General features: G+C 42.8%; 15 protein-coding genes. 6 read left to right on the forward strand and 9 right to left on the reverse strand.

What is annotated here, in order from left to right; all coding sequences use genetic code 11:
- The first annotated feature begins 659 nt into the window (after positions 1-659).
- The 4 genes from H5185_RS00055 (at position 660) to mdoH (ending at position 8,745) form a co-directional block, all read left to right on the forward strand.
- The gene (locus H5185_RS00055; RefSeq protein WP_182741012.1) at positions 660-3,872 is read left to right on the forward strand and encodes a DEAD/DEAH box helicase; all 3,213 of its coding nucleotides are present in this window, start codon (positions 660-662) and stop codon (positions 3,870-3,872) included.
- A 48-nt stretch (positions 3,873-3,920) separates the two neighbouring features.
- Positions 3,921-4,268: a hypothetical protein gene (locus H5185_RS00060; protein WP_182721909.1), complete on the forward strand. Its 348-nt coding sequence runs from the start codon at positions 3,921-3,923 to the stop codon at positions 4,266-4,268.
- Between the two features lie 749 nt (positions 4,269-5,017).
- Positions 5,018-6,610 (forward strand): glucan biosynthesis protein G, encoded by a 1,593-nt coding sequence (locus H5185_RS00065; RefSeq protein ID WP_182721908.1) that lies wholly within the window; start codon positions 5,018-5,020, stop codon positions 6,608-6,610.
- Positions 6,607-8,745, forward strand: a complete 2,139-nt coding sequence (gene mdoH / locus H5185_RS00070; protein WP_259396129.1) for a glucans biosynthesis glucosyltransferase MdoH — start codon at positions 6,607-6,609, stop codon at positions 8,743-8,745. The genes H5185_RS00065 and mdoH overlap by 4 nt, the downstream gene beginning before the upstream one ends.
- Positions 8,746-8,877: 132 nt before the next feature.
- Here the strand turns inward: mdoH and H5185_RS00075 are convergent, their stop codons facing one another.
- Both H5185_RS00075 and H5185_RS00080 read right to left on the reverse strand, forming a co-directional pair.
- Positions 8,878-9,879, reverse strand: coding sequence for an NADH:flavin oxidoreductase (locus H5185_RS00075; RefSeq protein ID WP_182721907.1), 1,002 nt, complete (start codon positions 9,877-9,879; stop codon positions 8,878-8,880).
- 9 nt (positions 9,880-9,888) lie between these two features.
- Complete coding sequence (locus H5185_RS00080) at positions 9,889-10,503, reverse strand: LysE family translocator (RefSeq protein ID WP_182741013.1); 615 nt, start codon at positions 10,501-10,503, stop codon at positions 9,889-9,891.
- A gap of 213 nt (positions 10,504-10,716) precedes the next feature.
- Here H5185_RS00080 and H5185_RS00085 point away from each other — a divergent pair, with 213 nt between their 5' ends.
- Together H5185_RS00085 and H5185_RS00090 are read left to right on the forward strand one after the other, a co-directional pair.
- Positions 10,717-11,202: a DTW domain-containing protein gene (locus H5185_RS00085; RefSeq protein ID WP_124016245.1), complete on the forward strand. Its 486-nt coding sequence runs from the start codon at positions 10,717-10,719 to the stop codon at positions 11,200-11,202.
- 96 nt (positions 11,203-11,298) lie between these two features.
- Positions 11,299-12,930 carry a methyl-accepting chemotaxis protein gene (locus H5185_RS00090; RefSeq protein WP_182698876.1) on the forward strand — a complete coding sequence of 544 codons (1,632 nt, stop codon included), beginning with the start codon at positions 11,299-11,301 and terminating at the stop codon, positions 12,928-12,930.
- A gap of 92 nt (positions 12,931-13,022) precedes the next feature.
- On the opposite strand, the gene H5185_RS00095 is transcribed toward H5185_RS00090, so the two are convergent.
- The 7 genes from H5185_RS00095 to H5185_RS00125 all read right to left on the reverse strand — a co-directional run bounded on the left by H5185_RS00095 (position 13,023) and on the right by H5185_RS00125 (position 24,770).
- Positions 13,023-15,683 carry a glycoside hydrolase family 3 protein gene (locus H5185_RS00095; RefSeq protein ID WP_259396130.1) on the reverse strand — a complete coding sequence of 887 codons (2,661 nt, stop codon included), beginning with the start codon at positions 15,681-15,683 and terminating at the stop codon, positions 13,023-13,025.
- Between the two features lie 15 nt (positions 15,684-15,698).
- Complete coding sequence (locus tag H5185_RS00100; RefSeq protein ID WP_124016243.1) at positions 15,699-16,424, reverse strand: DUF6445 family protein; 726 nt, start codon at positions 16,422-16,424, stop codon at positions 15,699-15,701.
- 5 nt (positions 16,425-16,429) lie between these two features.
- On the reverse strand, positions 16,430-17,923 hold the full coding sequence (locus H5185_RS00105; protein ID WP_182741014.1) for a tryptophan halogenase family protein: 1,494 nt from the start codon (positions 17,921-17,923) through the stop codon (positions 16,430-16,432).
- A 37-nt stretch (positions 17,924-17,960) separates the two neighbouring features.
- The gene (locus tag H5185_RS00110; protein ID WP_310741652.1) at positions 17,961-18,980 is read right to left on the reverse strand and encodes a cupin-like domain-containing protein; all 1,020 of its coding nucleotides are present in this window, start codon (positions 18,978-18,980) and stop codon (positions 17,961-17,963) included.
- A 45-nt stretch (positions 18,981-19,025) separates the two neighbouring features.
- Positions 19,026-19,748: a SapC family protein gene (locus H5185_RS00115; protein WP_182741016.1), complete on the reverse strand. Its 723-nt coding sequence runs from the start codon at positions 19,746-19,748 to the stop codon at positions 19,026-19,028.
- Between the two features lie 121 nt (positions 19,749-19,869).
- Positions 19,870-21,465: a tryptophan halogenase family protein gene (locus H5185_RS00120; RefSeq protein ID WP_182741017.1), complete on the reverse strand. Its 1,596-nt coding sequence runs from the start codon at positions 21,463-21,465 to the stop codon at positions 19,870-19,872.
- 365 nt (positions 21,466-21,830) lie between these two features.
- Positions 21,831-24,770 (reverse strand): TonB-dependent receptor, encoded by a 2,940-nt coding sequence (locus H5185_RS00125; RefSeq protein ID WP_182741018.1) that lies wholly within the window; start codon positions 24,768-24,770, stop codon positions 21,831-21,833.
- Between the last annotated feature and the right edge of the window lie 196 nt (positions 24,771-24,966).

The following is a 24,966-nucleotide window of genomic DNA, read 5'->3' on the forward strand; positions in this document are numbered from 1 at the left end:
CGCCAGCGCTTATCTGTGGCGACTTGTTATTAAGATTACACTCTCGGCAATGGATTAAGCTGCGTGGCGTTAGCGCTTACTGGTATTGGTTATACAGAAATGCGCCAACATGACTGTCTGGTCACTAGCCTTTAGCCGACATACTTAAGCAGCAGTGTTAACCCTGTAGCATTGGACTAAGCCCAATGTCTTTCAGCCATATCTCTCAGTACTATCCCTTAGCAACAATAGGCACACTCTATGGCCATCTTTTCATCGGCACAAGCTGATAACCAATACTGATGGTTCATATTGATTGGTGATAACGTTACCCGTTAAAACACCTCTAGGTTATTGCCCGTCTCAATTGCCGTTTAATGGCACAATATTATAACAATGGTCGCATAAAACCAGTTTGTCACTGGTTTTGCTAATTTGTCGCAAACATAAGTAAAACTTTTTTACGGGTTAATTCGTATGATGGTTCGGTTTGCTGCTGTATCTGTGTATTGATAGCAACGCTGAGTGCGTAATCTCAATAATATAGTGTGTTTGAACGAGTTTTTTGTCCGAAACACCAGCTAAGCCTAGATATTGCCCGCTTTCTTCCATAGAATGGCAAGTTAACTTTTTTATCAGCAGCCAGTGTTTATTTTGCTGCGGTTTTATTAGGTATATTGATGTCGGCGAAACTGTTTAATCTTCCCATTAAGCTTTCATTAGAGATGATTGCGAAACTGTTTTCGGCCACGCAAATTCAAAAAGCGCAAAACTATTTGATCCAAGGCCGGGTACTCGAAGTTACTGCCAGCAGTAACAACCATGATATTGAGGCCTATGTAGAGGGATCTGCTGCCGAGCCTTATCGTCAAGAAATCACCCTAGTCAACGTTAATCACAAAATTGTGATGCGATCTCATTGCACTTGTCCGGTCAGAACCAATTGTAAACACGTTGCTGCAGCTATGCTGGCACTGGTGGATAAGAAGCCGGTTGAAGAACAGCGCATTCATCAATGGTTACGCCAACTTGATGAACAAAAAACGGTAGCAGAATTTGAAGATGAAGAGGAAGAAAAAGACCGCATTATCTATGTGTTATCTAATGATCCTCACGGCATTTTTGTCGAATTCAAACGCAGTAAATTAAATAAAAAAGATCAATATAATAAAGGCAGTAAGCTGGCATTAGCCGATATTCGTTATAGTATGCCTTGGTGGATAGATCCTGAAGATAAACAAATTATTAGCTTGCTATTATCATCTAACAATCAAGGCTCAAAAATTTATATCGATGGCGAAATTTCATTTTTAGCCCTGACAAAAATGCTTGCCGCCGAAGTGTGTTTTTGGGAAGAAAATCGCACTCCATTGACCTGGGCCAAAGCCATTACCCCAGAGTTTATCTGGTGTGAGATAGATAAAAAACATACTCAAATGCAAATGCGCATGCCTGGGCTTGAAAATTGGGAGTTTATTGCCACCGAGCCCCCTTTGTATGTGGAACTAGACTATTTGCGTTTAGGCCGAATAGACACAGATTTACCCGTGAAAAAACTCAGTTTGTTACAGCATATGCCGCCGGTGCCATTGGCTCAAGTTGATGCGATTAGCCATAAAATGCTGCAACATTTTTCACCTAAAACCGTGCCTGTTCCAAGCGAGATTGATTTTTGCGAGATAACCGCGGAACTGGTTACGCGTTTAACCTTTACGCGTGAGTTTTTCAGCAGCAGTCAGATCATGCAACCGGTTATTCGAGTCGATCATTGTTATGGTGAAATTACTTTTAATGCTTCGACTAAGCCAGAACGGATTAGCCTAGTTAAAAAGGATCAGGTGCAATATCAAGTGCATCGACAGGTAGATCATGAATTAGCCGCGCTGCAATCATTAACCGATATTGGCTTAGTGACGCTTGAGCCCGATCCTGTGCTAGTCAGTTCACATAAGCCCTATTATGTCAGTGTCGGTTTATTACCTGAGTCTATTTTTGAATGGTCTGAGTTGACCAGTGATGGTCTTGATGCGTTAAGTGCATTGGGCATGGACATTCACTTTGATGATGATTTTGACTTACAAATTACTGATGCACAACTTGATGTCGACTTGGTTGACGATGATGAGTCGGGTTGGTTTTCGTTATCACTCAGTGCCGACATTGATGGGCAGAGTGTACCGTTATTGGCTTTAGTGGCTCGTTGGTTACAACAAAATGGTGAACCAGCAGATGACGATGAATTGCTGTTACCTGGCCCTAATGGCGGCTTTATTAAAATTAAAGCCAAAACCATTAAGCCACTGATCAGCATCATCCAAGAATTATTTAACCGCCATTCTGGTGATGTAATTGCAATACCTCGTAACCGTGCACATATTTTAAATGATTTGTCTGCTAGCGATGTGCGTTTGCTTAATGGCGAGCGAGTGCGCAACTTAGCCACGAAACTGGCTGAGTTTAAAGGGGTTGTTCCGGTTGAATTACCCAATGGTTTACATGCGACATTACGTGATTACCAAAAACAGGGTTTTGATTGGTTGTGTTTCCTCAAGGAATATCAACTGGGCGGCATTTTAGCCGATGACATGGGCCTTGGTAAAACAGTTCAAGCTTTGGCATTTCTACTCAAAGCTAAACAAGAAGCGACTGAACATCGCACCAGTTTAATTGTCTGCCCGACCAGTTTAGTTGGTAACTGGTTAAAAGAAGCCAACAAGTTTGCACCATCGCTCAATGTAGTGGTGATCCACGGTAATAAACGCCAACCATTATTAGACCAAATTAACCAGTTTGATGTGGTCGTGACCACTTATCCTTTAATGTTGCGTGATGAAGCTATTTACTGTGAATATGTGTTTGAACACATTATTTTGGATGAAGCACAACAGATTAAAAATGCCCAAGCCAAAGTCACTCAAGTCATTAAAACCCTCAAAGGTAAGTTCCGCTTGTGCTTATCAGGTACGCCACTTGAAAATCATTTAGGCGAATTAAAATCGTTGATGGATTTTTGCTTACCGGGTCTATTAGGTCAGCATACTTACTTTAATAAACAGTTTCGTGGTCCGATTGAAAAGCAGGCTGATGTCGAAAAATCCTTGTTACTGAGCCAGCGTATTGCGCCCTTTATGCTGCGACGCACTAAACAGGAAGTGGTATCAGAGTTACCTGAAAAAACGGTAATTATCCAAACCTTGGAGCTTGAAAAAGACCAACGTAATTTATATGAATCTATCCGCTTAGTGATGGAGAAAAAATTGCGTGAGTTGTTTGCTAAAAAAGGCGTATCGAGCAGCCATATTGAGTTTTTAGATGCGTTACTCAAGCTTCGCCAAGCCTGTTGCGACCCTCGTTTAGTTAAGCTTGAACAAGCTCAGCAAGTAAAAGATAACGCTAAAATGACTTGGCTTATCCAAAACCTGCCTGACATGATTGAAGATGGCCGTAAAATTCTTATCTTTAGCCAATTTACTGGCATGTTAGCGCTGATTGAAGATGAGTTAAAACGCTTGGCGATTACTTACAGTAAGCTGACAGGGCAAACACGCGACCGTCAAACCCAGATTGATGCGTTTCAAGAAGGCGGCAACTCAGTGTTTTTGATCAGTTTAAAAGCTGGTGGCACCGGGCTTAATTTAACCACTGCGGATACCGTTATTCACTTTGATCCTTGGTGGAACCCAGCCGCAGAAAGGCAAGCAACTGATCGTGCCCATCGTATTGGTCAGTTAAATCCGGTCTTTGTGTATAAGCTGATTGCCCAAGGGACTGTTGAAGAGAAAATTCAAGAAATGCAGCAGCATAAGCAAGGTTTAGCGGACAGTATTTTATCGGATGGCACTCAAGGTCCATGGCAGGGCAGTGCCAATGATTTATTGGCTCTATTGAGTTAACTCACGGTGAAGTTAATTGAATAACATATGGTTAATGAGGTAACGTGATTGCCAGCAGTGTACTTTAAACGAGGTTCGTCGCAGCCAAGACAACGGCGCTCAAATCGGGCGACACCTGTTCAACATATGGCGTATTTTGAGCAAGTGTTTGCCGAGCTTCGGCTTCATCCTGAAAAAATAGCGATTGTGAGACACAATATTGCTGAGTTTCAGGCTCAGCCATACTTGAAGAAAGGTCTGCATACGGCAATCGACAGATTGTTGTTAGTGTTTGAAGATGATGACGACATTGAACGTTTGTATCGACAAGTGATGAGTGATGATATTGGTCAGAGGGTAAGGCGTTATCCGCTTATTTTTAAAGGTATTATCTCAATATCGTCAGACCTGATTTAAGTGCATTTTGCCTATGTCCATATCATGTTTGCTCTAATCGATATGGGCGTTAACTCATGCTTAAAAGTAGCCTTAGATTAACGCCCTGATCAGCACGCTGTGTTCCAATGACCGCTTATTTTATTACTCCTTTTAGCTTCATTGAGCCATGATCCCAAAACCATCACTTCAACTCTGTTCCTCTCAGCTTACTCATTTTATTAGATCAATTTATTTACTTAGAACACTTGCAGCATAGTCGATTGCATTTACCTGATGGCATATTACAGATAATCGCGATTGCTGGTGGAAAGACGGGCTTTATCGTTAAGCCAAATACCGTTGGAGTATTAAAGATGATTCATATTGTAGGGGAAATACATAAAACGATTAAGTTTTTCTGCTATTAATAACTAGAAGCTCTACTATTAATAAATAGAAGTTTATGTTCAAACGACTTGGTTTCACTCTCTTGCAAAGCTGAGCCCATGTTGTCGTGATAAACCCAGTACAAACAAGGAACCTTAAATCGGGATAATATCGGATATCAAGCCGTCCTATGTCCTGACATTGTGATGAGTAAAACCCATATTCAAATTTGGCTCGTTTATCCCATTGCTTAACCCAATCTGAGGTTAAGCCGATATCAATGATCTTCGATTAACGCCTACCTCGATCAACATTATTTCCGATTAATAGCAGAGGGTCAGTTCAGTTACTAGTGCGATATTGTGATGTTATTTTGTGAATGCTCAATTAAGGAGTTTTATATGTTAAGGACTTTGAATCTGTTTTGCGATTCACCGGTTAAACAAAGGATTTATGACCAATTGTCTGTCAAAGGTTTTCTTAACCTTGTCGTATTTGTGTTACTCGTCTCATGGACAAACCTTGTTAACGCTCAGACAACAATACCCAAAACGGATGGTAAGGCCTTCTCCCATGACACAGTCGTCGAGATTGCACGTAAATTGTCGCAGAAACCTTTTATTGAACCTAAACAAGCCCCTGAAGCGCTGACTAAAATAGATTATTCCACCTATCGCCAAATTAATTTCCAGCAAGATGCCGCTATTTGGGGCAATGCACCCACACCTTTTTCTATACAACTATTTGCGCCTGGCTATATCTATAAACAGTTAGTCGACATTGATGTGGTCGAAAACGGTAAATCATTTCCGGTTGCCGTGTCTGAATCATCATTTAGAGTGCCAGATGAGTCAATTGGTCAGTTACTGCAACAAGTCGGCAAATATGCCGGCTTTCGTCTGCATTACCCCATTAATCGCGATGATTATAAAGATGAGTTCTTAGTGTTTCAGGGGGCCAGTTATTTTCGGGGAGTATCTAAAGGGCAAGCTTATGGTTTGTCGACCCGTGGACTAGCCATTAATGTTGCCGATCCTAAAGGCGAAGAATATCCGCTGTTTAAAAAATTCTGGATCGAACGTCCATCAAGCCACCAAAAGGCGATAGTGGTTCATGCGTTGCTAGACAGTGTTAGTGTAACCGGCGCCTATCGTTTTGCGATTTACCCTGGCGATCCAACTCGAATGGGGGTCGATGTAATGCTTTTCCCAAGGCGAGATGTGCAAAATGTGGGTCTGGCGCCGTTAACATCAATGTTTATGCATGGCGGTATAGACCGTGCTGACACAGCAGATTACCGTCCAGCGGTGCATGACTCTGAAGGCTTGCTGATGGAGAAAGGTAATCGTGAGAAAATTTGGCGACCACTGAATAATCCACGGGGATTGCAGGTGAGTTCTTTCATGGACGAAAATCCTAAGGGCTTTGGTCTGATGCAGCCACATCGACAAGTTGATTACTATCAAGATCTTGAAGCCAAATATCATCAACGTCCATCTGCCTGGGTTGAACCAACAGGTGATTGGGGTAAAGGCAGAGTAGAACTGGTTGAGATCCCATCGGATTCGGAGGCCAATGACAATATTGTTGCTTATTGGAAACCAGAAAATGGATTGAAAAAAGATCAGCCATTTGCATATTCATACCAACTCACTTGGGTAGATAATATTCCCAAAACTGAGGGCAAAGTTAAAGTCGTTCGAACGGCTGGTGGTCGTAAGTTATTTACCGATAAAAACGAGATCGTTATCGATTATAGCCATCTTAGTGCAAATGATGTTAGCAACATTAGCGTTGATGCGAGTATCAGTAGTGGCGCGATTTTAGAGGCCCGTATTGAGCCCAATCCTAATGTTGATGGTGCAAGAGTGTTTGTTACTTTTGATCCAGAAGATGCCGATGTAGCTGAATTGCGTGTACAGCTGAGGAATAACGATAAACCGCTTGGCATGACGTGGTTGTATCGATTTACGTCGGAGGACTGGCCATTATGATACAACAAGATAATGCTTTGTCGGCGGCAATGACCGAAAAAAATCATCGTAAACGAGCCTTGCCTGACGAATCGCCATTGGTTATGAATCGTCATGAAGTTTCTGAGGCTGGTCATCGATTGAATTCCAGTCAACAGACTATGTTGTTTAGACTTCGCACGTTTGTTGCCCAATTATTTGTGTTTATGGTCACTGCGGGCTTATCTACTTACGGTATAAGGGAAATGTATTTGGTGCTAAACACCAATAACATTACCAATTTACAGATAGTCTTTTTAGTGTTGTTTAGTATTAACTTTCTTTGGGTTGCTTTTGCTTTCTCGCAGGCCTTATTGGGTTTTCTATTGCATCTCAAGCCGCGGTTAGTAAAAGAGAGCGAAATAGACCCCAGCTTTAAAACGGCTATTTTACTGCCGATTTATAATGAAGATCCGCTGCGCATTAGGGCTACAATTGAAGCCATGAGTGCAGATCTCATTGCCACTGCGCCAGGCAAGTATGCTTTCTTCATTCTCAGTGATACTAATCGAGCTAATGCTTGGATTGCTGAAGAGGCTACCTTTTTAGCACTTATCAATAAATATCAACCAGAGTGTCCAGTGTATTATCGTCGTCGTCACCAAAACAGTGAACGTAAAGCCGGTAACATCGGTGACTGGGTGCAACGTTGGGGCGGTGATTATGAAGCCATGATAGTGCTTGATGCTGACAGCATCATGAGCGCAAAGTCGATGGTGACACTGTCACGTCGTTTGGCCGCTGCGCCTGGTGTCGGCCTTATTCAAACCTTGCCGACACTTGTTTTCGCCAATACCCTATACAGCAGGCTACAACAGTTTGCTAATCAATGTTTTGGTCCCATCTATGCTGCGGGCTTGTCAGCCTGGCATGGTTTGTCTTCAAATTTTTGGGGACACAATGCCATCATTCGCACTAGAGCCTTTGCTGAAGCCTGTCATTTGCCTATTCTGCCCGGTAAAGCACCTTTTGGCGGCCATGTATTAAGTCATGATTTTATTGAAGCGGCGCTGCTGCGCCGTGCGGGGTGGGGGGTACGTTTTGATACCGATATTGAGGCTTCATTTGAAGAAGCCCCTCCTTCGTTACTTGATGTGATGATCCGCGATCGACGCTGGTGTCAGGGCAACTTACAGCATTCGGCATTTATGTTCGCCCGAGGGTTTTCCTTGCCAACCCGGTTGCATCTTTTGTCTGGGGTCATGTCTTACCTAAGTGCCATTTTTTGGTTAGCGTTAATTATGGTGGGGCTGGCGATTGCCGTTCAGGCGGCTTTTATTCGCCCTGAGTATTTTGCTAATCCATCGCTGTTTCCAACCTGGCCAGTGTTTGACTCTGAGCGCGCGTTAAGTCTGTTTGTGGTTTCAATGGCAATTGTATTGGCCCCCAAAGCCTTTGGCTGGTTTGCTGCGATGATTAATATTCCTCGGTGCTTAAGATTTGGTGGCCCAATCTTGTTAACCTTGAGTACCTTATTCGAAATGGTAATGTCTGCTCTGTATGCGCCAATTCTGATGGTGTCGCAGTTTGGCGTGGTGTTATCTATATTTCGAGGTAAAGACAGCGGCTGGATGCCCCAATCAAGAGATGACGGCGCATTGAGCTGGATACCAGTGATGCGTGCACATCTTGGCCATACTGTGTTTGGTGTTGTACTTGCTTTGACTGCAATGTTGCTAAGTAAGGAATTGTTTTACTGGTTATTACCGATCACCATAGGGTTAATGTTATCTATCCCACTTTCATGGTTAAGCGGCGGCGCGCGGCGCACGAAATGGATTAAAACCATTGGGTTACTGCGAGCGCCAGAAGAAAAGAAGCCAGTTCACATTCTGGTTGAATTGAAAGCCAACCTGGCTAAAATACCACATCTACAACACATGCATCCGTTCAGTCGACTGGTGAATAATCCACAGTTATTTACATGGCACCTTGCTCAGTTACCTGACTTAGATGAGCAAAAACCGTTGTTTTATGCTCCGAGGATCATTGCCGAGTGGAAATTGGAGCATGCTGAAAGCTTATCGCAACTGGAATCATGGTTAGAACCGGCAGAAGTCATAGCCTTACTCAGCAAAGCGGATTATCTACAAAAGCTGCAAACAATCGGCAAGTAATGTCTGTCATAGAATTAAAAAGGCCCGAATAACGCGTTATTCGGGCCTTTTTTACTACTCAAGCTTAGACTCTAGATGATGATTTCATATCGGCTACTATGATTTTGAGCCATGATGGACTTTACATCATGATTAATTGTTAACCATCACACGTGTTGCAAAATCAGTTGGCCCTGCCAAAATGGCGCGGCCAACTGCCACCAGATCTACTTGCTTGTTCGTTAAAATGGTCTCAATGTAATCAAGGGTTTCAATGCCGCCAACACCAATAACCGCAGCAGCAGTTTTACCTGTTAATGGCGCAGCATCGGCAACTAAAAAGCCTTCGCCGCGGATATCTTTAGGTCTGTTCCAACCGCCAATGCCTGACGACACATTGAGTATTTCCACGCCCGCATCAACTAACCACTGGCTAACTTGGCCCATATCACTGTGGGATAGGCCTCCTGGGTAACCATCTTGACCGGGAATACGGGTCATTATGGCTAATCTTGGCGCGGCTTGTTTTATCTGACTGACCATTTCTAGCAAGATTCTGGCGCGATTTTTAACACTGCCACCGTATTGGTCTGTACGTTGATTGGTTAGCGGCGATAACCACTGATTGATACCATAACCATGTGCACAATGGATTTCGACTAAATCAAATCCAGCTTTGTCGGCACGAATAGCGCTATTGACGAAGTCTTGCTGCCATCTTGCTATATCATCCTGTGTCATGGCGCGCGGTGTGGGTAATACGCGATCGTATGCTGGCACTACAATGCCAGAAGGACCCATAATATCGGTGCTAATAGCAGCACTGTCTTTGCCGCCGCAATGGGTAATCTGTAAGCCTGTTTTAACATCCATTTGGTGTAATAGCTTGGCAATTTGACTCAGTCCAGGTAAACAGGCGTCATCATGGGCGCCAAGCTGATTTGCTTCGCTGCGACCAGCTAGATTGACATGGCTATACTCTACCATCACTAAGCCCGCACCAGACTGGGCTAAGCCTTGATAATGGCTAAAGGTTTTCTCGGTGGCTAAACCATTATTGTCTGCCGTTTGGGATGCCATAGGCGGCACCACAACACGGTTTTTTAAGGTTAATCCATTGACTAATGTAAGGGGAGTAAAGCGTACTGCGCTCATTGCAACATCCTAAATATTTAACACAATCAATATGCCTGCAATCAACATAATACTGCCTGCGGTTCGATTGATTATGGTGACCGCATTGGGTGAGGTAAATACATGCTTTGCACTAGAGGCTAAATAAGCATAAGTCAGATTAACAGAACCAAAAGCCAGGGTTGCAGTAGCCAGTATGATAATAACATCGGTCACATCTACTTGGTTCATCGGCACAAAGGCAGGGAAGAAACTGACGTAAAATATTAAGGCTTTAGGATTGCCTAGCGCAATTGCTGTGCCGGTGATGATATTCTTAAGCTGACTGACCTTGGGCGTGGTGGCTAACTGAACGCCCTTTGCTGTGTTTCGCAGCATACTGACGCCAAGCCAGCATAAATACAGCGCACTAGCGTATTTTATTAGCTCAAATGTTGGCCCCATGGCGTTAGCTATTGCCGATAACCCAAACAGTGCTAATAGGATATAAATAAAATCCCCCAGCAATACACCAAAGGTAATGGCAGTACCATGATTAAATCCATTCGAAAATGATCGCGATACCACCGCAAATACAGCCGGACCTGGCACTATGGCTAAAATGAGCATAGTGAAAAACAGCGCGATAACTTGTTGTAATAGCATTATCTCAGTTCAACTCATATTAAGGGATAGGATAACTTAGCAAAATATTTTTGCGATTATAGCGTAAAGTGATGCAGGTAATGAACAGGTTAACGCTAAAGTATCCATCTAATTTTTATTGATTTTTTTATCTCACTTAGGTTTATTCTATCGTTTTTGCATCTGTGTTACATTGCGAAATTAAATTAATCATTTGTTCAGTTGAGTATTGTTGTGAATATTATTTTGTTAACTCATCCTCGCGAAATGTTACGAGCCAATAATACGGGCAAATTAGTGTCTCAGGTGTTAGGCGAGCGCGCTCGTGTGGTTGAGTGGCACCGTAAACAGCCTGATGCTGAATTATTACGTTTGATTGCAGCTGGTAAGGTGGGGTTGGTTTTCCCCAGTGATGATAAAAATATTTCACAAAAAGTATGCGAGATATCTCAAAGACTATTATATTTAGTGCTTATTGATGCAACTTGGCAAGAAGCTCGCAAGATGTTTAATCAAAGTCCATATCTCAAAGCACTACCTAAAGTGTTATTAATTAATTCGCCCAAGTCGATATACCCACTGAGGCGAAACCAAATAGAAGGAGGATTATGTACGGCAGAATGTGTTATACATTTATTGACCGAGTCAGAAAACATAATCGAAGCACAGCAGTTAAGTGAGTTATTGATGACATTTATTGACACTAAGGCCGGTGTTTGAATGGGGAATAAGCGTTAGCCATTATAGATTGATAAATTTGTTGTTTAATCACAAATAATAAAAATACCTAAATTACAACATTCATCGGAGGTTGCTATGTTTAGCACTATTCGCGCTAAATTCTCATTGATATTCATTATATTTGCAGTAGCTTTAGCCATTATGGCCATTACTAATGCCACTCAGAGTCAAAATCAACTAGAGCAGATCCATGAGCTCAGTCGTCAATTTAATCCTGCTATTTCAAGCATTATCAATGGTGATCGCGATTTATATCAAGCTCATTTAAGTGAAGTTCTTTTGCTTAGTAGTGAACTAAGTGCGCAGCAAAGAGATGATCAAATCAGTAATTGGCAAGAGAATGCCGATCAAGCTAAGCAGCGAGTTGCCGAATTTAGCCGTCTGTTAACACTTTACCCAGATGTGGTCAGTGGGCTAAACGGCTTTGATACTCAATATGACAAATGGTTTACGGCCTCGTCGTCGGTAATCAGTGCAGTTAAAGCGGGAGACTATTCCACTGCAAAACAACGTTATAAGGACGTGTCTTTATCTGAGTTTTCAAGATTGCGTGATATTTATAATACGGCCGGCGAGCGTGCCGATGAGCAAGTTAAATTAATCGACCAAAATAATACTCAAACAGCAAAAAATCAGCTAACAATATTATTTACAGTGTCTGGCATTCTGATTATTTTGACCATCTTCTTGGCTTATTACGGCCCTAAAGTGGTGGTGGATAGAATTAATGATGTGAACGATCGTATCACTGATATTAGTCGAGGTGATGGTGATTTAACCCGTCGATTAATCATTAGGCAACATGATGAAATTGGCGAGCTGGCTACAACATTTAATCATTTCATTGATCATTTACAGCAAATGATTATTGCTATCGATAAACAGTCTAATGAGGTTAATACCAGTATTGGACAGCTAGCGGGCAATGCTGCAACTGCCAGCCAAATTAGCCAAGAACAGCATTATTCAGTGGATAGTATTGTCACCGCCGTCAATCAAATGAGCTCAGCGGTTCGTGAAGTGGCTAAAAATGCATTGGATACCGCATCTGAAATTAATAATGTGAATGATCAGACGGTTGAAGGTAAACGCATTCTGTCGTTGTCTATCGATAATATTCAACAACTGTCGACGTCTGTTCAAAATGCTGTGGTGGTTATTCAAGCCTTGTCGACTAATTCGTCACAAATTGCGTCGGTTCTTGATGTGATCCGCGGTATTGCAGAGCAAACCAACTTGCTGGCGTTAAATGCGGCAATTGAAGCGGCTCGCGCTGGTGAGCAAGGTCGTGGATTTGCGGTGGTTGCTGATGAGGTACGAACCTTGGCCAGCCGAACAGAACGATCAATTCAAGATATTCAGAATATGATTGAGCAGCTGCAACGTGGTGTTAACGATGCCGTTCATACCATTGAAGCGGGTGCGAGTTTAACCGCGACTACGGTCGAGTTATCTTCACAAACACGAATTTCCCTTGATTTAATTTTGCAAGCCACAGCCAAAGTGACCGATATGTCGACTCATACCGCTGCGGCAACTGAACAACAAACCCATGTAACCGAGGAGATTAATCGTAATCTAACTGAGTTATCTGATAAAACCCGTCATTGCAATGATGTGATTGCTGAAAACCAACAAATTGCGCTAAAAACAGCTTCAGTGTGTCAATCATTACGCTCAGAAGTGGCTCGCTTTAAGGTTGTTTAACACGAGATTGAATTGAGAGTGTAACGTTATAAAAATGGCTTAATGTTGATTACATTAAGCCATTTTTCGTTAGATCTTTTGAATATAATGATTTATTTTACTTGTTGATACTCAAAGGTTTTACGTAAGCGTATGTCTGCAACCGATGCGCCAATCATCACTTCAAATGTGCCAGATTCTGCTAGCCAATCATTGGTGTTAACGTCCCAAAATGATAAATCACGTTGAGTTAAGGTAAAGCTAGCTGTTTTAGTTTCGCCGGCTTTTAACCACAGTTTATCAAAACCTTTTAGCTCTTTAATGGGGCGTGGGACGCTGGCTTTGACATCGTGTAAATACAGTTGAGCCACTTCTGCACCATCGACTTTACTGGTGTTAGTAATATCGACTTTGACTGTGATGGTGTCGTCGCCTGCAATACTCGCACTTGATAGGCTAATGTTTTGGTAACTAAATTTGCTATAAGACAAACCATGACCAAAAGCAAATAAAGGCTTAATTTTCTGTTGCTCAAACCAGCGATAACCAATAAACACACCTTCGGAATATAACGACTCAGTTGCATTGTAATCATTTAACGCAATAGGTGCGGTATCGATGAGTTTTTTAGGCAAGGTTATCGGCATTTTACCGCTAGGATTAGTATCCCCAAATAACATGTCGGCATAGGCGTTGCCTGCTTCCATACCACCATACCAGCCCCACACAAGCGTACTTGCGCTATCGGCCCATGGCATTTCAACCGCCGAACCGCCAATCATAAACACGATTGTGTTGGGATTTGCTTTCAGCAGTTTGGCAATAACCTCATCTTGCTGACCGGGTAAGATCATGTCTGGACGATCAATTGATTCTCGGTCATCGGCATGGCTTAAGCCTGCAAAATAAAATACTGCATCTGCCTTCTTCGCCGCGGCTAAATATTCTTTTTCGCTATTGTACAAGCTGTTGGGTGTTTCCCAGCCCAAGGTGGCTTGTTGGTCGCCCTGATAGCGTAAGCTAACAGCATAGGTTTCGCCTGCTGTTAACTTTATTGCTTTAGTGATGATGCTATCTGACTTAGCCATGGTTGAGGTTAATAAAGGTTTATCATTGATAAATAGAGCAATGTTTCCGTCTGCTTTGATATTAAAGCTATGGCTGCCGCTTTCGATTGGTTTAAGGTTGGCTTTTATCTCCACAAATTGACGTTGGCCTTTTGCATCAAACTGCGGATCGGCAATCCAAGATTCACTGGCAAGCTTGGTCATTGCTTTATCACTATAATAGTTAATTTGCCAAGACGGGGTGCCAGTCCAATGACGAGTAGTGAGATAGTCATTAGGAATAGGCATAAACTTGCTGCTGGCAGCTCGCATTAGGGTAATATCAACCTTGTTACCTAGTTTGGCTTTTAATCCCTCTAGCGGGCTAATTTCATATAAGGTTTTAACCTCGGATGAACCTCCACCAAAGCCATGACGCTTGTCGGCATTGGGGCCTAAGACTAATACTCGTTTAAGTTTGTTGGCGTTCAATGGCAGGATATTGCTGTCATTTTTGAGTAGCACTATGCCATTGGCTGCAATAGTGCGAGCATCATCACGATGTGCCTGAGTATTACGCTCGCCTGATAGGCGCTGCTTATCCATCATGCCGATACTGAGTTCTAATCGTAAAATACGACGAACTTTGTCATCTAACACCGCTACTGGGATTTTGCCAGCAGTAATCATTTCCAGTAATGGCTTGGCAAAAAAGTAGTCGTCAAAATCAGCGACATCGGTGCCCATCTCAATATCAAGACCGTTCATCGCAGCATCATAAGTGTTTATGTCGACATTCCAGTCAGTTAATAACACCCCTTGAAAACCCCATTCGCCTTTTAATATCGTATTAACTAAATGTGCGCTTTGGTTGGCATTCGTGCCGCGAAACTCGTTATATGAGCCCATAATAGAATGGACATTGGCTTGTTTTACTGCCGCTTCAAATGCAGGTAAATACACTTCACGAAGTGTGCGTTCATCAGGTTTGGCATTCACTCCAGTGCGGTTGAGCTCTTGAGTATTTAACGCATAATGTTTTACGGTTGCACCGACATCATTAGCTTGAATCGCAAGCACTTCAGGTACCACTAGACTGGCAACTAAAAATGGGTCTTCTCCCATGTATTCAAAGTTACGCCCATACAATGGCAATCTTGCTAGGTTAACACCAGGACCAAGAATAAGGTCTTTATTACGATGACGCGCCTCTGCACCTAAAATATTGCCGTGCAGGCTGGCCATGTTTGGGTCCCAGCTGGCGGCTACTGCGGTTAATGGTGGTAAATAAGTGGAATAATCGTTAGTCCAGCCAGCAGGTGCCCATGAATTTCGGTCAATTTCATAACGCACGCCGTGTGGGCCGTCAGACATCCACATTTCATGTATTCCTAAGCGTTCAATGGCTGGGATGTGAAACTTGCCCGCAGCATGTACTAATGACACTTTTTCAGCCAATGTCAGCTGTGGTAATAAGCGGTTAACCTCGTCTTCGACTTGGCTGATACGATCGCCAATACGCAACTTCTCGCTGTCGGATAATACTGTTAATGCATGCAGGGTTTCAGGCGTAATATTAGGGTGTTCGGCAAGCGCTGCTGGACTGATGGTGACAAAACTGCACATCAACAGGGCGCTATAAAGAGGGCTTAAGGTGGTGCTAGACGCACTGTTTTGTGGCTTATTTTTATGGCGAATAGGCATTATTATCCCAAGAGGATTAACCATAACGTGTTCCTTATGTTATTGAAAATTTATAAAAATATTAGTGGTGAGCCGACCTGAACTAGGATTTGCATCAATGTCAGTTTGTGGGTTTACTATGGTTGAATGTAATAAGTTACCGGGGTAAATCACTAAGCGATTTGGGCGATATTCAATTTGATGATACAAGCTGTAATGCTCGTCGCTGGCAACAAAGTAACTGGCTGGTGTTTGGGTTTTGCTGTCGAGAAACGGCTGCGCTTTGGTAAAATAGTCTTCGATATTTTCCGCCGTTATCCGCTCCAGATCGGTGAGGTTATGCCTAAAAAAGCCTGTGTTGCCATGTGGACCATCGTTAAGATAATGCAAAATGGCAAAGTAATGCGGGTTTGTCGCATCGAAGTGAGGCAAACATTGTAGTGGAGCCAAGGTTTCTGGCTGTTTGTCGATTAATGAATAGACATATTGTTGCGGCTTTAATCGTAATGATGCTGGAATGCGATAAACGTCGTAGATCAGTTTGTACAGCGCATTGAGAACCTCGATAACATATTGCTTGGGCAATGATGTACGACATCCTGGGTAGTATGAGCCTTTATCTTGACGGAATGTGCTGTCATTGACCGCAATAGCGATCAACTGAGCGATATCTTCAGCAAAATTATCAATCACAATCACAGGTGTTTGTTGTTGGCCAATCAATTGCACCTGCGGTGCAATATGATTGACCTTGATAATGGGCTTGGTTGTTGCTGATACAGACATCAGAATTAGCCCTGCATCGCCGTTGATTTACAATAATGCTGCACAAAATCATGGTGTACAGGCAAGGTATCAACTTTGCGTTTTACGGTGGCTTTAATGCTGTTTAAAAAGCTCTGTAATTCAGCATCGTCCATCATGTCGACAATTGGATGGTACTCTTTAGGTTGTAGACCTTGGCCCATCATAACTTGGATCCATGAGCTTTCACCAAACAGTTCACTGCCGTATTTGTAGACTTTGCCTGATTGGCTAAACATGTCGATACGATGTTGTAATGACGTTGGGATCTGCATGTTTTTGCAATAACGCCAAAAGCGGCTGTCTTCACGGTCAGTGACTTTGTAATGCAAAATAATAAAGTCGCGAATGTTGTCTAATTCAATCTTGGTTTGTTGATTAAATTCATCAATGTCGGCTTGAATTATCCCTTGAGATGGAAACAGTTGCAGTAAGCGGACAATGCTTCGTTGGATCATATGAATGCTGGTTGACTCTAACGGCTCTAAAAATCCCGCTGATAAGCCAATGGCGATACAGTTTTTATTCCAATGTTGACGACGCGTACCGGTTTTGAACTTAATGACTCTAGGCTTATTGATTGGTTGGCCTTCAATATTGTTGAGTAACAGTTCGGTGGCATCGGCATCAGAGAGGTACTTGCTGCAAAATACTAAGCCATTACCAGTACGAGTTTGCAACGGAATGCGCCATTGCCAGCCAGATTCACGGGCAATTGAACGTGTGTAAGGTATGGGGTTTTGCACTGCTTCGGTTTGTACGGCAATAGCACTGTCGCACGGTAACCAATGACTCCAGTCTTCAAAACCAGAGTTTAAGGTTTGCTCAATTAGTAAGGCTTTAAAACCAGTACAGTCGATAAATAAATCACCTTCGATGAACTCACCATTTTCAAGTTGTAATGCGCGAATATTGCCCGTGTCTTCATGTTGCAAAACATCGGCTATCTTGCCTTCAATGCGCCTCATTCCATGTTGCTCAGCAAATTTTCGCAGAAACTTGGCGTAAAGACTGGAGTCCATGTGGTAAGCATGGTTGTAATCTTGATTTGGCAGCACAGCAAAACGGCCTTGGCGAGCGGCTAAATGTTCGGTGCAATAATCACCAATTTCGCTGACCATGTTTTTTTGTTGGCCTTTAAGCCAAAAGTGCTGAAAACCACAGGCCCAGCAGTCTTTGCCTAAAAAGCCAAATGAATGCAAGTAGTCTTTATTAACATCATGCCAGTTTTCAAATTGGATACCGAGTTTAAAGGTGGCATTGGTAGCAGCCATCACATCTTGCTCTTTTAATCCCAGTAAACGATGAAAGATATGCAGGGTAGGGATGGTAGCTTCACCGACACCAATAGTGCCGATTTCATCTGATTCGACTAAGACAATATCAAGATTTTTGCCCAATAGTTTGCTGAAGGCGGCAGCGGCCATCCAGCCAGCGGTACCACCACCGGCAATCACTACTTTTTTGACTGTTTTATTCATCTTGAGCGTCCTGTTTGATGTCTTGCTGTTCGCAGCATTATCGTTTTAATTTGTTGATTAAATCTGCGCGTAACTTACGGGCGTTGAGTTCATCTAATGGCTTGGTTAACATGCCTTTAGCTTGGTCTGGTATATGGCTGTCATCAATATCGTCGTGGTTAAAAATGTAATGTTCAAAAAGTGCTTTCCACGCTTGGCGTTGTGCTTTAGGTAATGATCGAAGGCTTAGCATGCTGTGAAGCAGGGCATTGTTGGGTCTGCCTAAATAGCCTGGTGTGTCGCGCCACCAATGGGTGATGAGTACGTTAAAGTCGTCAACTCCGCGCACGTGATGCCACCACATGCTGGGAATAAACAACACATCACCCGGATTCAGTTGTGCGGTCAATGATGCCGCAAGTGCCTGCTTAAACTTAGGGAAACGCTCGAAGTCCGGTTCTGCAAAATCTACCATGCTGATGTCTTGTCCACCTGGAGCGAATTCCATTGGGCCGACATATAAATTGCTGATTTGCTCAGGCGGAAATAAGGTGAAAGTGCGTTTCCCCACAGCGTTACATGCGAGGTTGAGCGGAAAGTCAAAATGCGCTGCTACCTTGGTTTGGTTACCAAGCCAAATACTCGTCAATGGTTGCGTTGGCGATAAATCTAAACTGTTTTGTTCACCCAGCCCCGGCAGACATTGGTGTATGTCTGTTGAGCCCATGTAGATCCCCGCAGGTGCTTGGCTGGTATTTTCTTGTTTTAAGCGGCTTAATAATTGGTTGAAATCCAGGCGACCTGCTTGGTAATTAAAACCATTAACCTCTTGATTGTAAAATACCCGTCCATGTTGCTCGTGGGGTAGATAATATGCGGTCACCGCCGAGCCTTGATAAAATTGACGCAGATAATCCATTGCCTTGTCTGCTGACTCAAGACCCGCTTGGACTAAAGGCCAGTGATGGCATAGGCCTTTAAATACTATGGGCTTATCTGCATGCTCAATATGAGCGAGCACTTGCTCTAAGGTCCAACCGCTTACGCTGTCGACAGCTTGTGTCGAGTGAGCTTGTATCGGCTCTGATAGGTTTGGATTTGTATTGTGGCTCACCATTATCGATTAACCTTGAGCATTTTTAAGGTTAAGTAGCTCGCGAACTTTGCTTTGCGATGCCAGAGCCATATAAATGGCTTGTAAATAACCTTGCTGATGCAAAGTGCCTAGCACTTCTGCAGGTAACGCGGCTAGGGTGTTTTCATTAATGGTATAAAAACCAATCATTTGATGTTTTTGGCCATTGTCTAGTTCGAGGTCTAAGGTAAACGATTCCAGTAACTCATGCTCAATTAAGACATCGATAAAACGATTACTGTCACTGAGTCCATGATGAATCGCTTCAAGCATTTCACCGACTTCATCCAATAAAGGCGTGTTACCACCATAAGGAAAAAACAGCGCTTCACCGTCGTTATGGCTTACTCTTGGGTGGTCTAAATCGATGTGAATAACCCGTTGCTGACGCTCAATGCCATCTTCTTGAACGGTTTGTTGTCCTATCAAAAATGGCTGGCGACGCACACTTAGAGGAATATAAGATGCATTCCAACCAGCGTCAGATAAAAACAGATTCTCATTTTGCTTAAAACCAAATAATGCCACCGCATAAAACTGGCCAGTGGTAGCGTCTTTATGAAAGAAAATAGGGTAATGAGCTTGAATGCTACGAAATTCTTGCGGAAAGGTTAAGCCGAACCAAAGGTTATCGCCTAACGCACTAGAACGGGTGGTGATAACCTTAAGGTCTTTATGATCGATGCTATTTAGTAATACATGTTGGCTCATTTTGATGTCCTATCTTGTTCGTTCAAATACGTTATGTAGTTATGATTATTGTAGGTGATCTTAGTTAGTCGTTTGATATTAGCTGTCTGCCATCCGAGCAACCCATCTGAGTTAATCTAGATTACAGCTTAGCAAATCCATATTGCACGACTTTGGCTAGCAAATCGCGATTGCTCAGTAAGCTTTTACTTAATACTTGAGTGCGCTGCTGATTATCATTAAACAGTTGCTGTGCCTGTTGTTGCATTGATGGTTTTACATGGCTGGGTAATTGAGTATTAAAACCCATGCCATAGAGCACATATTGAAAACTGGCAGCCGGAAATAAGGCTTCTTTATAGCTAATATCGTGTTGGTTTGGCACTTGATAGCGCCATAATTCAAGTTGCGCTTGCAGACTATCGGGTATTGATTGCTTATCGCGATGATCGCGCCAATAGCTGTCAACTTCACGTTGACTTATTACATAGTGCAGCTTTAAAAAGTCGATAATTTGTTGCCAGTGCATTTGATAGCGCTGGTTAACCCTTGCCGCAATCGTATCCATCACTTGGCGATTGGAGGGGAGTTGTTGGGCTAGGGTAGCTGCTGTCCATTCAATTAACGCTAATGCTGAGGCTTCTAGCGGTTCGATAAATCCTGCAGCCATGCCAATGGCAATACAGTTATTTTGCCAGCATTTGGCTCTATAGCCTGGATTGAACGATAATTTTCGTGGCGTTAGTTTGTCGGCCGTGGCGCTATCAAGCCCTAAATAAGTTAATAGGATTTGCTCGGCGTCAGCATCATTAGTATGGCTTGATGAATACACATACCCCACTCCCTTGCGAGTCGGCAAGCCTATGTCCCAAATCCAGCCATTTTGCTGAGCCGTTGAATGAGTACAAGATGCGATAGGGCTGTCTGCTTGTTCATAAGGTACCTGTACAGCAAGGGCGCTATCATTAAATAACACTGACTTTTGAGATAAAAATGGTACTTGTAAATGCTCACCTAATAACAGTGATTTAGTGCCAGTACAGTCGATAAATAATTGCCCGTGGATTTCACCATGTGCTGCAGTGATCACTTTGGCTATATCACCATTATCATGATTAATAATATGACTGACATGATCACGAATATGACTAACGCCAAGCTTTTGGGTGCAATGTTCGCTTAACATCTGGCTAAATTTGCCAGCATTAAGGTGGTAGCCGTAATTATTTTGAAAATGATATTGCGCTGATGCGATGGTTTTGGGCGCTAATCCAAGTTGAGTCAACACTGCTTGACTACTGACCGCCTCAGCAAAGCTAACTTGATCTGCATGGGGCAACCAAAATGGGCATAAGTCGAGTTCTTGGTGACCGTGAGGCAGGCTAAAAGGGTGTAAATAGCTGTTTGACTGAGTCGGCGCTTTGCTGTCGTCACCTTTACTTGGGTCATTGCGCCAATCAATAAATCTTGAACCTTGCTTAAAGCTTGCGTCACAGCAGCGAATAAACTGGTTTTCATCAATGCCGATTTTGCTCAAAGTTGAACGCATCGAAGGCCAAGTGCCTTCTCCTACGCCAATGGTGGCAACATCTGGTGATTCAATAAGGGTAATGTTGAGCTTAGGAGAGTGGGCCAGGACACCTTTGTCGACATTATGCTCTGCAGCCAGTAATCCAGCGGTTATCCAACCGGCTGTACCGCCACCAACAATGACTATTTGGGTGATTGGTTTATGCATTATCTCTACCTACGCCTTTGGCACTATTGTTATTATTAAGTTGTTATCAATATTTTTATTGCAGATTTTATTATGTTGAAGTCTCATCATAAGTAGAATTTAGAAAAATGTAACCACTTAATACGTATTGGTTATTCATCTTCTCTTAGCAATGTTTTTAGCTCTTATAAGCAGCATAAAAATAGTAACGTCCTTGTTACTCAATATGTTGCAATAAAAAGAGGTGACAAATTACGTGCACCTCAACGACCTAAAAGGGAAACTTATATGGATAACACCTAACACTGAGCGTGTTAGGCACCATAATATAAGGTTAAATCATTGAGCTAAGTGGTGCTTAGCTCAATATTGCTAACGTTATTCACTTAGAAGGTATAACGAGCACCTAAGCTATAACGTGCGCCGGTTTCAGTCAGGTTTAACACTTGCTCTTCAGCACGGCCGTGAACACGGACGTACTCTTCTGTAATGTTAAGTCCTTCGAAAAACATGGTTAAGCCTTCAACTGATTCGATATCATAACTAACAGACAAATCGATTTGTGAGTAGGCTTCAGTATACTTAGGGTTTGCCCCAGTATCCTGACCACGTGAGTTTAAGAACTCATCACGCCAGTTATAAGCAACACGAGCTTGGAAACCATAGTTTTCATAAACTAAGACTGCGTTAGCGGTATCACTAATGCCGATAAGTGCTGATTGGTCTGCTAATGAGTAGTTGTTGTAGGCTTCATCACTATTAACCAAGGTATAGTTGGCTATGACACCAAAACCCGTTTCACCGAAGAAATGTTGCGCAGCAAATTCCCAACCATCGATCACCGACTTACGTGGGCTGTTTGACGGGGTATCGATATTGAAGGTCAATAGATCATCATTATTTGCAGCACTACCGGCGATAGTTTGATTAGCAACATCTACCGCAGCATTGTCAGCATAGTTTGCGAAAATATAATCACGAACAGCCCCAGCTTCGGTTGTACCCGTTGCTGCCACAGCAGCTTTATATAAATCACCAGATGCTGGGTTATAAATACCGTTAGTCGTTTTAACAATACCATTGCTAATGAAGTTTGCAGTATCCTTGCGGAAATAACCTACAGACACATAGCTTGACGGTGCGTAGTACCACTCTGCCGAGAAGTCGATATTTTCCGATTCTAATGGCAATAGTGTTGGGTTACCTGCAGATCCACCACCATTAGTTCGGTTTGCGAGAGTTGCTAATACCGTACCGCCTTGGATATCTGTGTAGTTAGGGCGCCCAATGGTTTCGCTATAAGCTGCACGTAAGATCACATCTTCAACCACTTCAATGTTGAAGTTGAAACTAGGAAGTAAGTAGTCGTAATCACCCGTTTTAGTTTCAAATACTTGTTCACCGGTGGCAGCAAGTGCTATTTCAGTTTCTGCAATCCAAACTGCGCCATCATAGCCCGCTACTGCAGCTGTTGATGTCACGTCAGTTTTTTCATAACGCAAACCAAAGTGAACATCATATGGCATGCCGGCAATTTCATTGTCGTAGTTGTACTGGACGTAAACAGCTTGTGACTCTTCTTCTGTATAACGGTCTGTTTGAGCCGCATAATTAGTAGAAGGACAGAAACCATTACCACAATCACCACTAACAGAAGAGGTGTAATTAGCTGCTGAGAAGTCACGAACAGCAGCAAAGTCCCACATGAAGATGGTATTTAAAATGTCAAAGTTGCCATCAGCGAGTGAGAAGTCACCACCATTGGCATCAAATTTGTCAGTAATCGTATCGGCTGGGAACCATGATTCGTCGAAATCACCAGCAGAACCTACACCACCCCAATCGTTACGTTGTACGTCAACTTGCTGAGAGTGATTGTTGACATTAGTAAGCTCAACACCAAAGTCGATACTACCTGCGTCTTCAAACAAGTACTCGCCATCAAACTGATATTGATCAATTTCAGATTTGTTGCGTGCATTAGAGAAGTTGGAACCAGTAAGTAACATGTCTGCAGGAGTCACAGCATTACCACCACCAACCGCAAGCACTGGTAAATCACCGCTAAAGTCAGTAGCCGCGCTGGTACGTATAAATGCAGCGGTACTTAAATTGTTGCTAGAACCATAAATGTTATTGGGTTTAAATTCGGCCGTTGAGTTATGTGCATCGAAAGTCAGTTTTAAATTATCTGTCGCTTGCCATTCAATGTTAAAGCCTAATGAGCCACTCTCGTTACGAACACCAAAATCGCCAGCTGCCATCGATAAGTCTACAGGTGAGCCGTAAGTTTCAGAATAAATGAGCGGTGATGCGACTGGGCCGTCACTCCACACGTTTTCAGATGGTACAAAGTTAAACCAAGCTGATACATCATGAGATTGAGTGTCGATATCGTTACGCATGTAGGTATAGTCTAGGCTGGTGACTATGCTATCTACTGGGCTGTACTGTAAAACTAACTGGCCATTGGTACGAGTACGTTGTTGCTCTTCAAAACGATAAACGGTTGTCTGCGGCACTGAGTAAATATCATCATCACCAGGACGGTTTACTTGAGTGTCGTCTTTAGCGACACCGCCCCATTGACTATTGTTGTCATCTGTACCAGCAAAACTACGCCAGCCTGTACCAACTTGCGCTTGTTGGTTACCGCTTTCGCGTTCTTGATAACTGGCCGATAGCGAAATACCAAATTTGTCGTCAGCAAAAGTATTTGAATATAAACCGGACAATTCTGGTGTCATTGAGCCTTTATCTGTTGATTTATCATCAACAGCTTTTACCCCAAATGTGGCTTTCAATCCAGGAGAGCTAAATGGTTTGTGAGTCAAAATATTGATAGTAGAACCGATACCACCAGTGGAGTTTGACGCTGAGCTCGTTTTATATACTTCAACACCGCTAATACTTTCAGATGCGATATTGGCAAAATCAAATGAGCGCGAGCCAGTCGTTACTGGCATTTGACGACCATTGAGGGTGATCAAGTTGTAGTCTGGGCCAAAACCACGCACGGACACTTTGCTGCCTTCACCGTTAGAACGGTCAATTGATACACCAGTAATACGTTGTAATGATTCTGCTAGGTTGGTATCAGGAAACTTACCAATGTCTTCAGCAGAAATAGAGTCCACGACACCACTTGATGAACGTTTAACGTCCATTGATTTAATTAAACTGCCACGAATACCTGTAACTTGGAGTACTTCAATATTCTCATCACCAGCTTCATCAGCTGCGTAGGCAGGTAACATACTGCTTACACCAAGCACTAGCGATAAACTGGTCGCTAGCTTGGTTTTTGTAAATTTTGTTGTTTTCATCTAGGAAATCCCCATTGACTAGATTTTGCTTCTCTCAATATTGCGGGTTAGGCGCAAATCGTTTTTTTAATTCTCCATCAACGCTGTAGTCATTATTTATAATGGTTATGTTATAAAACAGCTAATGTAAGCGCTTACATAAAACTAGTGTAAATTGTGACCGCCGTCAACAAAAACAAGTTTTAAATATTACATT

Origin of the sequence: Shewanella sp. SG44-6 (assembly GCF_014164185.1) — a bacterium.
GTDB classification, from domain to species: domain Bacteria; phylum Pseudomonadota; class Gammaproteobacteria; order Enterobacterales; family Shewanellaceae; genus Shewanella; species Shewanella vesiculosa.

Bases quoted from the DNA above. Each gene is read 5' to 3' on its own strand.
- H5185_RS00120 (WP_182741017.1), bottom strand. From the start codon at position 21,465: ATGCATAAACCAATCACCCAAATAGTCATTGTTGGTGGCGGTACAGCC.
- H5185_RS00065 (WP_182721908.1), top strand. From the start codon at position 5,018: ATGTTAAGGACTTTGAATCTGTTTTGCGATTCACCGGTTAAACAAAGG.
- H5185_RS00115 (WP_182741016.1), bottom strand. From the start codon at position 19,748: ATGAGCCAACATGTATTACTAAATAGCATCGATCATAAAGACCTTAAG.
- H5185_RS00080 (WP_182741013.1), bottom strand. From the start codon at position 10,503: ATGCTATTACAACAAGTTATCGCGCTGTTTTTCACTATGCTCATTTTA.
- H5185_RS00105 (WP_182741014.1), bottom strand. From the start codon at position 17,923: ATGAATAAAACAGTCAAAAAAGTAGTGATTGCCGGTGGTGGTACCGCT.
- H5185_RS00100 (WP_124016243.1), bottom strand. From the start codon at position 16,424: ATGTCTGTATCAGCAACAACCAAGCCCATTATCAAGGTCAATCATATT.
- H5185_RS00125 (WP_182741018.1), bottom strand. From the start codon at position 24,770: ATGAAAACAACAAAATTTACAAAAACCAAGCTAGCGACCAGTTTATCG.
- H5185_RS00095 (WP_259396130.1), bottom strand. From the start codon at position 15,683: ATGGTTAATCCTCTTGGGATAATAATGCCTATTCGCCATAAAAATAAG.
- H5185_RS00090 (WP_182698876.1), top strand. From the start codon at position 11,299: ATGTTTAGCACTATTCGCGCTAAATTCTCATTGATATTCATTATATTT.
- H5185_RS00055 (WP_182741012.1), top strand. From the start codon at position 660: ATGTCGGCGAAACTGTTTAATCTTCCCATTAAGCTTTCATTAGAGATG.
- H5185_RS00075 (WP_182721907.1), bottom strand. From the start codon at position 9,879: ATGAGCGCAGTACGCTTTACTCCCCTTACATTAGTCAATGGATTAACC.
- mdoH (WP_259396129.1), top strand. From the start codon at position 6,607: ATGATACAACAAGATAATGCTTTGTCGGCGGCAATGACCGAAAAAAAT.